A 12191-nucleotide genomic window follows, 5' to 3' on the forward strand; every position below is an offset into this window, starting at 1 on the left:
GGCGCATCCGCCGATGCATCGGGTTATCCACAGAATCCACACCTGTTGTTAACACTGCTCCACTCCCCTACTGAGAAAAAGAGAACATCTACAGGGCCGAGCCTGACCTCCCGAGGTGACCCGCATCCGACCCACCCACGACCAGCACACGACATGCACATGACGGTGGCTGTCGCAGACAGCCCTGAGACACGCCCTGCTACAAGATGTGGTTCTGATCTTCACCATCGTGGGCATATATCGTGGTCACCCCGGTGGCATCAAGAGCGGACCAGCAGGTAAGCTCGACTTTCGACACAGCAGCCGTGATGCTTGACATCCGCTCCTCAGGCACTCCATCGGTCTGACAGGACGGGTCCTTCACGGCTGGTGAGCACCGGAAGCACCGAAAGGCGGAGATCAGTGAAGTTCACTGCGGAGCGTGACGTCCTCACCGAGGCGGTCTCCTGGACGGCTCGTTCCCTCTCCCCCCGGCCTCCGGCCCCGGTCCTCTCGGGTCTGCTGATCACCGCCGAGGACCAGACGGTCTCCATCGCCAGCTTCGATCACGAGATCTCAGCGCAACTGCACATCGAGGCCGATGTCGAGCAGCAGGGCACTGTGCTCGTCTCCGGTCGCCTCCTCAACGACATCGTCAAGGCTCTGCCGGATGCTCCGGTGACCATCGAGCTGGTCGATTCCAAAGCGGTGGTGACCTGTCGGTCCTCACGTTTCACCCTCGCCACCATGCCGGTCGACGAGTACCCGCAGCTTCCCGGGCTTCCGGAGCTTGCCGGCACGGTCGACGGCGCCGCCTTCGCCCGTGCCGTCTCACAGGTCATCACCGCGGCTTCGAAGGACGACACCTTGCCGATCCTCACCGGAGTGAAGGTCGAGTTCGAAGGTGACACGATGACCTTCCTGGCGACGGACCGCTACCGCCTGGCCATGCGTGAGATCACCTGGGCGCCGGCCCAGCCCGACATCTCGACCTCAGCGCTGATCAAGGCGAAGACCCTCAACGACGTCGCCAAATCGCTGGCGGGTTCCGGGGAACTCTCCATCGCGCTCAGCGAGCAGGCCGAGCTGGTCGGCTTCAGCTCGGGCGGACGCCGGTCCACCAGTGTGCTGGTCGACGGAGACTACCCCAAGATCCGCCAGCTCTTCCCGGAGGAGACCCCCATCCACGCCGTGGTGCGCACTGCGGAGCTGATCGAGGCCTCGCGGCGCGTCTCGTTGGTCGCGGAGCGGAACTCTCACGTGCGGCTGCAGTTCACCGAGGAGGGGCAGGTCATCCTGGATGCCGGGGCCGACGACGCCGCAGCCGCCTCCGAGGTGATCTCCGCGGACCTCACCGGCGAACCCATCACCGTGGGCTTCAACCCCAGTTACCTCAACGAGGGCCTGAACGTCATCGACACGGAGTACCTGCGGTTCTCCTTCGTCTCGGCTCCGAAGCCGGCGATGATCACCGGCCAGGAGACCCCTGACGGGGAGAACTCCACCGACTTCCGCTACCTGTTGATGCCGGTCCGGCTGATCAACCAGTAGCCTGCCTCCGGCGATGCGGCTCTCCACCCTCACCCTGAACGATTTCCGCAGCTATGCCGACGTCGAGCTGACTCTGCAGCCCGGCCCGAACGTGCTGCTGGGTTTCAACGGGGTCGGCAAGACCAACATCGCTGAGGCTGTGGGCTACCTCTCCACACTGTCCTCGCACCGAGTCACCCATGACGCTCCGCTCGTGCGCCATGGTCAGCCGCGGGCGATCATCCGTGCCCAGGCGCATCGGGGTTCCCAAGATGCGATGCTGGAGCTGGAGATCACCCCGGGGCGCAGCAACCGGGTGCGGATCAATCGGGGTGCCGCGGTGCGGGCGACGGAGGTCCTGGGGATCCTGCGCACAGTGCTCTTCGCGCCGGAGGATCTGGAGCTGATCAAAGGCTCTCCTGGAGTCCGGCGCCGGCTCTTCGACGATCTGGCAGTGCAGCTGCGCCCGGCGTTGGGGCGTGTGCGGCTGGACTATGAGAAGGTGCTCCGGCAGCGCAACGCTCTGTTGAAGTCCATCCGGCATGAGGGCCTCACCCCTACCCATGAGTCGACGCTCGCGGTCTGGGACCAGCAGCTCGCCGAGGCGGGCTCCCGGCTGCTGCAGGCGCGGTTGGAGGTCCTCGCTGCGCTGCGTCCCCATGTGGCCGAGGCCTATCGGCAGCTCTCGGGCAGCGTGCGCACGGCCCGCCTGCGCTATGAGTCCGGGCTGCAGGATGGGGCCGGCCAGACCTGGGGAGAGGACGCCGACCCTGCAGGTGACCGTTCGGCGCTGGAGGACGCCGAGCGGAGTCAGCTGGCCGATATGCTGCTCCGTGGACTGGAGCATGCCCGCCGGGAGGAACGTGATCGGGCCCAGACGCTGGTCGGGCCGCATCGTGATGACATCGGTTTCAACCTTGACGATGTGCCGGTCAAGGGGTTCGCTTCCCACGGGGAGACCTGGTCCTTCGCGCTGGCGCTGCGTCTGGCCGCCTACCGCACCATGGTCGAGGATGATCCCGCCGACGGTGCCCGGCCGATCCTCATCCTCGACGATGTCTTCGCCGAGCTGGATGCTCGTCGGCGTCGCCGCCTGGCCGAACTGGCCGGCGAGGCGGAACAGCTCATCGTCACCGCCGCGGTCGACGACGACGTCCCCGAGTCTCTGCTGCAGCACGCTCTGCGTGTGGAGTCAGTCGACCAGCTCAGTCGGATCAGCGCCTTCGATGCGGCCGAAGATCCGCCGGGAGGAGTGCCGCGATGAGCCGTGGTGGGCCACGCGGTGGGGAGCACAGAGCTGGAGGCCAGGAGACGCCGGAGCTGGAGCCCAGCCCTGACGGTGTCCCGGCTCATGAGGTGGAGGACGCCGCCGCGCTGATCCTGGCTCGGATGAGGCGGGCGGCGGAGGCCCGCGGTGAGCACCGGATGCGGGGCCTGCCTCGGGGGTCCTCCCTGGCCGGTGATCCGCGCAAGGCGGGGGCCCCGCAAGAGACCTCGCGGCGGGCCGGAGCAGGGGACCGCCGCGATCCGAGCCTGCTGGGTTCGGTGGTCGACGGGCTGATCAACACCCGTGGCTGGTCCTCACCGGTGGCGGTGGGCTCGGTCATCGCGCGCTGGGACCAGCTGGTCGGCGCCCAGGTGGCGGCGCACTGCCGACCGGAGCGTTTCGAGAACGGGGTGGTCGACGTCGTCTGCGACTCCACGGCCTGGGCGACGAACCTGAAGCTCATGCAGCCGCAGCTGATGGAGATGTTCACCCGGGAGCTGGGCCGCGGGATCGTGACGGGGCTGCGCATCCGTGGGCCGCAGGCGCCCAGTTGGAAGAAGGGCCGGTGGTCGGTGCGTGGGCCGGGCCCCCGGGACACCTACGGATGAGTCCTCCACATCGGGGGCCCAGGACGGGGCGATGACGGCCGGGGTCTCAGATGCGATCCTGCCGCGTCCACAGCCCGCAGGTGGAACAGGTCCTCATCTGTGGGTCCTCCAGGGCGCTCCACCAGCCGTCGACGGCTTTAGGGAGTGATTTCGGCGTGTCCGTATCGTCCGGGGAATCGGGATTTCAGTCGATGACGCGGTAGAATGGGAGCCTGACCCGAGCGCATCTGGTTCTCGGGTCAGTCCATGTCATGACCCGGTCGCCTCGTGCGGCCGCGCCCCTGGTGATAAAGGAGACGGCAGAGCCCGTGACCTCGGAAGAGAACATCCCCCCGTCCGACGCCGAGCAGCCTGACCAGCCGGTCTCACCCGCGATCCCGGCACAGTCCGGGGACTACGGCGCCTCGGACATCACTGTCCTGGAAGGGCTCGAGGCGGTTCGCAAGCGCCCAGGGATGTACATCGGATCCACTGGCGAGCGGGGCCTGCATCACCTGGTCTATGAGGTGGTGGACAACTCCGTCGACGAGGCTCTGGCCGGGCATTGCTCGCACATCGAGATCACCCTGCAGGACGACGGCGGCGTGCGTGTCAGCGACGACGGCCGTGGAATCCCGGTGGACATGCATCCGACCGAAGGCCGCCCGACGGTCGAGGTCGTCATGACGGTCCTCCACGCAGGAGGGAAGTTCGGCGGCAGCGGCTATGCGGTCTCCGGCGGTCTGCACGGGGTGGGCATCTCTGTGGTGAACGCGCTCTCCACCCGGGTGGAGACCATCGTGAGGCGCCAGGGCCACCAGTGGTCGATCTCCTTCGCCGACGGGGGCAAGACGGTCAAGGAGCTCAGCCGCGGGGAGGGGACGGAGGAGACCGGCACCACGCAGATCTTCTACCCGGACCCGGACATCTTCGAGAGCACCGAGTTCGACTTCGAGACGCTGCGGGCCCGCTTCCAGCAGATGGCGTTCCTGAACAAGGGGCTGCGGATCACGCTGGCCGATGAGCGCAGCATCGAGGCCAACCGGATCGTCTCTGACGAGATCGTCGAGGGAGAGCACGCCGCCGCGGAGGCCGAAGAGGAGGAGGGCTCTTCGTCGGAGCCGGGCGAGGCCACCGACGTCGTCAGGGAGACTCGGGCCGGGCGTGTTGTCGTCTACCAGTACGACCACGGACTGCTGGACTATGTGAACCACCTGAACTCCGCGAAGAAGGCGGAGGACGTCCATGAGGACGTCATCGCCTTCGAGTCCGACGACGACCAGCGCGGCATCACCGCTGAGCTGGCGATGCAGTGGACGATGACCTACTCGGAGTCGGTCCACACCTATGCGAACACGATCAACACCCATGAGGGCGGTACCCACGAGGAGGGCTTCCGTGCGGCGATGACCGGTCTGGTCAACCGCTACGCGCGCGAGAAGCAGATCCTGCGGGAGAAGGACGACAACCTCACCGGTGAAGACATTCGCGAGGGGCTGACCGCGGTGATCTCGGTGAAGCTCTCGGAGCCGCAGTTCGAGGGCCAGACCAAGACGAAGCTGGGCAACACTGAGGCCCGTGCCTTCGTGCACAAGGTGGTCACCGAACATCTCGGCGACTGGTTGGAGCGCAACCCCGGTCCGGCCCGGGACATCGTCCGCAAGGCCCAGTCGGCCGCCCAGGCGCGCATGGCGGCCCGCAAGGCCCGGGAGAACGCCCGGCGGAAGTCGCCGTTGGAGACCTTGGGCATGCCGGGCAAGTTGGCGGACTGTTCCTCGAAGGACCCCTCGCGGTGTGAGGTCTACCTGGTGGAGGGGGACTCGGCAGGAGGGTCGGCCAAGCGTGGCCGGAACCCGGAGACCCAGGCGATCCTTCCGCTGCGCGGCAAGATCCTCAACGTGGAGCGGGCCCGGTTGGACAAGGCCCTGGGCAACCAGGAGATCCAGTCGATGATCACCGCCTTCGGCACTGGTGTGGGTGAGGACTTCGACATCTCGAAGCTGCGGTATCACAAGATCGTGCTGATGGCTGATGCCGACGTCGACGGCCAGCACATCTCCACGCTGATGCTGACCCTGCTGTTCCGCTACATGCGTCCGCTCATCGAGCACGGCCACGTGTATCTGGCCCAGCCGCCGCTGTACCGGCTGAAGTGGTCGAACGCCCCCCATGACTATGTCTTCACCGACGCGGAGCGGGATCAGGCGCTGCAGGAGGGCCTGGCCGCTGGTCGGAAGCTGCCCAAGGACCTGGGCATCCAGCGCTACAAGGGTCTGGGGGAGATGGACTATGGGGAGCTGTGGGACACCACCATGGACCCGAATCACCGGACCCTGCTGCAGGTGTCCATGGATGATGCCGCCGCTGCGGATGAGATCTTCTCCATCCTGATGGGGGAGGACGTCGAGTCTCGGCGTGGCTTCATCCAGCAGAACGCCAAGGATGTCCGCTTCCTCGACATCTGATCGCCTGATCGTCACCTTCCCAAGGGAGAGCACCACACGTGAGCGAGAACACCGAGAACCCCGACCAGCCGCAGCCTGAGGCGGGCGTCGAGGGGACCGTGATGACCGACCGGGTCCGGGCTGTGGACCTGCAGACGGAGATGAAGCGGTCCTACCTGGACTACGCGATGGCTGTCATCGTGGGGCGCGCGCTGCCTGACGTCCGTGACGGGCTCAAGCCGGTCCACCGGCGTGTGCTCTACGCGATGTACGACGGCGGCTACCGCCCGGACCGGTCCTTCAACAAGTGCGCGCGCGTGGTCGGCGACGTGATGGGCAACTATCACCCGCATGGTGATTCGGCGATCTATGATGCGCTGGCGCGTCTGATCCAGGATTGGGTGATGCGTTATCCGCTGGCCGCGGGCCAGGGGAACTTCGGCAACCCGGGCAATGACGGTCCGGCGGCCCCGCGGTACACCGAGACCAAGATGGCCCAGCTGGCCATGGAGATGGTCCGGGACATCAACGAGAATACCGTCGACTATCAGGACAACTACGACGGCAAGCAGCAGGAGCCGGTGGTGCTCCCGGCCCGTTTCCCGAACCTGCTGGTCAACGGTTCCTCCGGCATCGCCGTCGGCATGGCCACCAATATCCCGCCGCACAACCTGCGGGAGGTCGCCGCCGGTGTCCGATGGTATCTGCAGAATCCGCAGGCCTCCCGGGAGGAGCTCCTGGAGGCGCTGCTGGAGCGGATCAAGGGACCGGACTTCCCCACCGGGGCGCAGATCCTGGGCACCCGCGGCATCGAGGAGGCCTATCGGACCGGCCGTGGCTCGATCACCATGCGGGCGGTGGTCAGCGTGGAGGAGCTGCAGGGCCGGACCTGCTTGGTGATCACGGAGCTTCCGTACCACGCCAACCCGGACAACTTGGCGATCAAGATCGCGCATCTGGTCAAGGACGGCAAGGTCGGCGGCATCGCGGATCTGCGGGATGAGTCCTCCGGCCGCACCGGTCAGCGCCTGGTGGTGGTGCTGAAGCGGGACGCCGTGGCCAAGGTGGTGCTGAACAACCTGTACAAGCACACCCAGCTGCAGGAGAACTTCTCGGCGAACATGCTGGCGCTGGTCGACGGGGTTCCGCGCACGCTGAGCCTGGACGCCTTCGTCCACCACTGGGTGACCCACCAGATCGACGTCATCGTCCGGCGCACACAGTTCCGTCTGGCGAAGGCCGAGGCGGAGGCGCACATCAAGGTGGGTCTGCTCAAGGCCCTCGATGACCTGGACCGGGTCATCTCCACGATCCGCGAGTCCTCCACGGTGGAGGCAGCGCGGCAGAACCTGAAGGACCTGCTGGACATCGACGATGACCAGGCGCAGGCGATCCTGGACATGCAGCTGCGCAAGCTGGCAGCTCTGGAGCGTCAGCGGCTGCAGCAGGAGTATGACGAGCTGATGCGCCGCATCGCCGAGTACAAGGAGATTCTCAGCGACGAGGTGCGGCAGCGTCAGATCATCTCCGATGAGCTCGACGGGATCGTGGAGAAGCACGGTGACGAGCGGCGCACCCACATCGTGCGCGGCTACGACGGGGACATGTCCATGGAGGATCTCATCCCCGAGGAGGATGTGGTCGTCTCGATCACCCGGGACGGTTACGTGAAACGGACCCGGATCGACAACTACCGGGCCCAGCACCGTGGGGGCAAGGGCGTCCGAGGTGCGCAGCTGCGTGCCGATGATGTGGTGGAGCACTTCTTCGTGACCACCACGCATCACTGGATCCTGTTCTTCACGAACCTGGGGCGGGTGTATCGCACCAAGTGCTATGACCTGATGGAGGCCGGCCGTGACTCCAAGGGCCAGCACGTGGCCAACATCGTGGCCTTCCAGCCGGATGAGACCATCGCCGGAGTCTTGCCGCTGCGCAGCTACGAGGATGCGCCGTATCTGGTGCTGGCCACACGGAACGGCCTGGTGAAGAAGACTCCGCTGACCGATTACGACTCTCCCCGGCAGGCGGGCGTCATCGCCATCAACCTGCGCGACGGCGACGAGCTGGTCTCGGCGAAGCTGGTCTCCTCCGAGGATGATCTGATGCTGGTCTCCCGGCGGGGGCAGTCTCTGCGGTTCACCGCCACCGATGAGGCGCTGCGCCCGATGGGTCGGGCGACCTCGGGAGTGACGGGCATGAAGTTCCGCGAGGACGACGAGCTGCTCACCGCAGATGTCATCACGGAGAACTCCTACGTCTTCGTGGTCACCGAGGCCGGTTACGCGAAGCGTTCACATGTCGATGAGTATCGGGTGCAGGGCCGTGGTGGTCTGGGCATCAAGGTCGGCAAGCTGGTCGAGGATCGCGGGGACCTGGTCGGTGCGATGGTCGTGGAGGACGATGACGAGGTCCTGGTGGTGATGCAGTCGGGCAACGTGGTGCGCTCCGCAGTGGAGGGCGTGCCGTCCAAGGGTCGCGACACTATGGGTGTGATCTTCGCCAAGCCGCGGGGGAAGGACCGGATCATCAAGGTGGCGCGGAGCTCGGGGGCGGCCCTGGCCGCCACGGGGGAGGGCCAGGATTCCGAGGAGACGACACCGGAGGGCGATGTCGCGCCGGTGCAGGGGTCTGATGCGGTCGATGGAGTAGCGTTGGACTCTGACAGCGATGGAGGTCATCAGTGAGCGCGAACACCCCTGAGAGCCAGACAGGCTCCTCCTCGGCACGTCAGACGAACCGTTTTCCGGCGCCCCGTCCGCGTGCCCAGGGTTCCGGGTCTGCCGAGGACGGCAGCACTGTGACCGCGTCTCGGCCGTCGTCGGGCGCGGGCGGTGCCGCACCGCGTCCGACGGCAAGCCGGGGGCGTCCCCAGGCGGCCCCGCGTCCTGCCCCAGGCGCAGGGGGGCGCCCGGCGCGCCCGCAGGCTCCTCGTGGGGGAGCTCGTCAGCCGGGTCTGGTGCGTCCGACGCCGAAGGCGAAGGTTCGCAAGGCGCGTCTGCTGATCTCGAAGATGGATCCGTGGTCGGTGCTGAAGATGAGCTTCCTGCTCTCCGTGGCGCTGGGCATCATGACGGTGGTGTGTGCGGTGATGCTGTGGTCGGTCATGGATCTGACCGGCATCTTCGATCGGGTCAATGACCTGCTGGCTCAGGTGCTGGGCACAGAGGGCGAGGGTTTCGCCGTGGAGCAGATGGTGACGCTGGGTCAGGTCGCGTCCTTCGCGACCATCATCGCTGTGATCAACGTGGTGCTGCTGACCGTGCTGGCCATGCTCGGAGCGGTGCTCTACAACCTCTCCGCCTCGTTGGTGGGCGGGGTCGGTGTGACTCTCACCGATGACTGAGTCCTCGATTTGGAAGCAGTTCTGCAGCTGATGTAATGTGGAGTGGTCGTCCTGAGGAGGCGAGGCCCGGATGGGCTGAATCCCTCGGTGACGGCGTTCCAGGGCGTATAGCTCAGGCGGTTAGAGCGCATCGCTGATAACGATGAGGTCCGAGGTTCAAGTCCTCGTACGCCCACTCCTGGTCTGTGAGCACAGACGGAATCCACGATCGTTCGGCGATCGGGAGGAGCATTCCATGCGACGTCTAGCGGTGACTGCCCTGCTGGTGGTGGGCATCCTCGGATATCGACGCTGGAAGCAGAGCGAAGAGGGTCGCCGAGTATGGCACGGGGCGACGGACTCCCTCTGATCACGTCCACAGGACCAGGAAGCTGTGACACGTTCATAGGATCGCGGGGCCTTAGCTCAGTTGGTAGAGCGCCTGCTTTGCAAGCAGGATGTCAGGAGTTCGAATCTCCTAGGCTCCACAGTCAGGGAAAGCCCTGGGTCGGATCTCCGGCCCGGGGCTTTCTGTGTGTCCGGCTGGATGTCCAGGGAGGTCCCGTCTGCGGGGCTGCTCACCCTGGTGTCACACAGCAGAGTCCAGAGAATTCACAGCTTCGGCACAGGTGGCACAAAGGACGCCGTGGGATGTCCTCCATGTGTCATGAAAGAACCGCTTCATATGCATGGTTGTCGGCGGGCGCCGTTCCCGCAGGTGACGGAGAGGCCGGTCAAGGCCGTGTTTCCAGGGGAGTCGACCTGTGAAACCCCGGTGAATCCTGGAGGGGCTCCGTCTCGGGCATATGCAGACCCCATAGTAGGCGCTGGTCGTTGGGCGGCGCAACCACTCCTGATGAGGCCTTCTCCGCCGTTTCAGATCTGAAAGAAAAGCTCCACGGCGGTCCTTCAAAGAACCTGAAGAAGGCCTTGACACGACCCTCTCATTTGGATTGGCTGATACAGGGACCCGACCGGCCTGCGCGCCGGAGAGTCGGTCTCTCGCCAACCACCTGAATGGAGAGGAAGGCATGCAAGGGGAATCCATGCATCATGCAAGTGGGGGCAAATCGCGGCCCCCCTGGAAAAGGGCGCTCAAACGCGCCCTCGCGATCGGCGCGGCCTCGACGATCTCTGTCGGCGCCTACGTAGTACCGGCAGTCGCCGCTGTCGACAATCATCCTGACGCGCCAGCCGAGGCTGAAGCGAGCAACGTCGACTCCACGCTGGCTGGCCTGGATCTGGCCGGCGCTGGGCGTACGACAGCCTTCTGGGATGGGAACCCGGGGCCGAACAACGAGGCACTGAACGTCGACCTGTTGGGCAATGAGCTCATCGGGATCGGCAACATCGAAGTGCCGGTGGATCAGATCCTCGACTTCGGTCAGGCTGGAGTATTGCTTTCAGAGTCTGAGACGACCGGCCCGGTGGACGCCCGGGCGATCTCCGGCATCGCCGGAGGGGACGGCTCAGTCACCCTGGACGGTGATGACGCCGGCTTCGGTGCTGCTGAGCTGGACCTGCTCTCGCTGTTCAGCGCAGCAGGTGTTGATGGCATCACGGAAGACATCGTCTCTGAGGCGACTCTGCTGTTCGGTCTTGGTGGTGCCGAGGTGATCGCCGAAGACGGTGAGTTCCTCGACCAGGACGGTGTCGGCGGCCTGGGCCAGTACCGGGTGGGCGAGGCCAGCGTGCTCTTCGCCTCACCGGCCATCGAAGAGGCCGCGGGGATGATCTACGACACCATCGGTGAGATGGACGATCTGGCCGAGGAGACCGTCAACGACCTCCTCGACCTGACCGACCTGATCGATGCACTGCCGGGGGACACCTCGCTGGACGTCACGGTGACCTCGGAGATGCAGGAAGAGATCTTCGCCGCCATCTTGGCGGAGCCGATCACCACGAACAACCAGGTGCTCACGGTGGACTTCTCCACCGGCACTGCGGAGCTGCACCTGGACCAGCTGCTCTCAGGGGAGCTGCGTCCGGATCAGCCCACTGGGATGAACAACCAGAACCCCAATACTGAGCTGATCGATGATGAGCTCTACCCGATGATCGCGGAGACCGTCCACGATCTGATGGAAGAGGTCACCAACATCACGCTCGGCGCGGTCGAGGGTGCACTGGGCAGCATCACGCTGGACTTCGAGATGACTCTCGACGGTGGGGCGACTGGGACGGCGACCGGCACCTGGAGCGTCAACCTCATGGGTGACGAGCTGGAGCCGTTCAATTGTGAGTCCACTGGTTTCGGTGGTGCAGCACTGTGCACGACGCTGACGACCACCTTCAACACCATCATCGAGCCAGCCGTGGAGACCGCGCTGATTCCGGTGCGGGACTTCTTGGTGGGTGACGCCGGTCAGGAGCTCTTCGACCTGCTGATCCGGGACATCAAGACCGGTGCCATCACGGTGCCGATCCGTGAGGCCCTGGAGCCGTTCATCGAGACCCTGGCCACTGTGGTCTCGGTGCAGCTGAACCACCAGGTGGAGGAGTTCTGCGAGGCTCCTGACGGTTCCGTGCTGACGGAGTCCCTGGAGGTCTCCGCCCTGAGCATCGGGCTGTTCGAAGGTGAGGGCGCTCGTCTGAACTTCGGCAACGCAGGTGCTCGTATCGATGCCTGTGGTCTCTTCGAGGATGAGCTGGAGCTCGGCCTGCTGGTCGACCCGTCTGAGGTTCCTGCCGGTGACTCCACTCAGGTGACTGGTGACGGATTCACTCCGGACTCCACCGCCACGGTGCAGCTGGTCGACCCGGACGGTAACGACGTGGGTGACCCGATCCAGGTGTCGACCGACGAGAACGGTGACTTCACCACTGAGCTGCCGACTCCGGCTGATGCTGAGCCGGGCGACTACACCGTGGTCGCCACGGACGACACCACCGGTGAGGACATCTCCGAGACGCTGGTGATCACTGAGTCTGATGAGGACCCGGTGGTTGACCCGCAGCTGGCGGTTGACCCGGATGAGGTTCCTGCTGGTGACTCGACCCAGGTGACTGGTGAGGGTTACACCCCGGAGGGCACTGCGACTGTTGAGCTTCGTGAT

The 12191-nt window shown here is 65.5% G+C and carries 8 protein-coding genes and 2 tRNA genes; all 10 read left to right on the top strand.

Annotated elements, in window-relative coordinates; genetic code table 11:
- The first annotated feature begins 402 nt into the window (after positions 1–402).
- The gene (gene dnaN / locus ACYVKI_RS15290; RefSeq protein ID WP_460691223.1) at positions 403–1530 is read left to right on the top strand and encodes a DNA polymerase III subunit beta; all 1128 of its coding nucleotides are present in this window, start codon (positions 403–405) and stop codon (positions 1528–1530) included.
- 13 nt (positions 1531–1543) lie between these two features.
- A complete protein-coding gene (recF, locus tag ACYVKI_RS15295; protein WP_460691224.1) occupies positions 1544–2773 on the top strand; it encodes a DNA replication/repair protein RecF in 1230 nt (409 codons plus the stop codon).
- Positions 2770–3384, top strand: coding sequence for a DciA family protein (locus ACYVKI_RS15300; protein WP_460691225.1), 615 nt, complete (start codon positions 2770–2772; stop codon positions 3382–3384). The genes recF and ACYVKI_RS15300 overlap by 4 nt, the downstream gene beginning before the upstream one ends.
- A gap of 251 nt (positions 3385–3635) precedes the next feature.
- Positions 3636–5828, top strand: coding sequence for a DNA topoisomerase (ATP-hydrolyzing) subunit B (gyrB, locus tag ACYVKI_RS15305; protein WP_460691226.1), 2193 nt, complete (start codon positions 3636–3638; stop codon positions 5826–5828).
- 101 nt (positions 5829–5929) lie between these two features.
- Positions 5930–8494 (top strand): DNA gyrase subunit A, encoded by a 2565-nt coding sequence (gyrA, locus tag ACYVKI_RS15310; protein ID WP_460691239.1) that lies wholly within the window; start codon positions 5930–5932, stop codon positions 8492–8494.
- A complete protein-coding gene (locus ACYVKI_RS15315) occupies positions 8491–9153 on the top strand; it encodes a DUF3566 domain-containing protein (protein WP_460691227.1) in 663 nt (220 codons plus the stop codon). The genes gyrA and ACYVKI_RS15315 overlap by 4 nt, the downstream gene beginning before the upstream one ends.
- 101 nt (positions 9154–9254) lie before the next feature.
- Positions 9255–9328 (top strand) — tRNA-Ile (locus ACYVKI_RS15320).
- Between the two features lie 60 nt (positions 9329–9388).
- Complete coding sequence (locus tag ACYVKI_RS15325) at positions 9389–9502, top strand: DLW-39 family protein (protein WP_460691228.1); 114 nt, start codon at positions 9389–9391, stop codon at positions 9500–9502.
- Positions 9503–9547: 45 nt separating this feature from the next.
- Positions 9548–9620: transfer RNA gene (locus ACYVKI_RS15330), tRNA-Ala, on the top strand.
- A gap of 543 nt (positions 9621–10163) precedes the next feature.
- Positions 10164–12191, top strand: a 2028-nt coding sequence (locus ACYVKI_RS15335; RefSeq protein ID WP_460691229.1) for a hypothetical protein, incomplete at its 3' end; no start/stop codon positions are given.

This window comes from Nesterenkonia suensis, from assembly GCF_054782935.1.

Excerpts from the sequence above, each read along its gene's own strand:
- recF (WP_460691224.1), top strand. The coding sequence starts at position 1,544 with ATGCGGCTCTCCACCCTCACCCTGAACGATTTCCGCAGCTATGCCGAC.
- gyrB (WP_460691226.1), top strand. The coding sequence starts at position 3,636 with ATGACCCGGTCGCCTCGTGCGGCCGCGCCCCTGGTGATAAAGGAGACG.
- ACYVKI_RS15325 (WP_460691228.1), top strand. The coding sequence starts at position 9,389 with ATGCGACGTCTAGCGGTGACTGCCCTGCTGGTGGTGGGCATCCTCGGA.
- gyrA (WP_460691239.1), top strand. The coding sequence starts at position 5,930 with ATGACCGACCGGGTCCGGGCTGTGGACCTGCAGACGGAGATGAAGCGG.
- ACYVKI_RS15300 (WP_460691225.1), top strand. The coding sequence starts at position 2,770 with ATGAGCCGTGGTGGGCCACGCGGTGGGGAGCACAGAGCTGGAGGCCAG.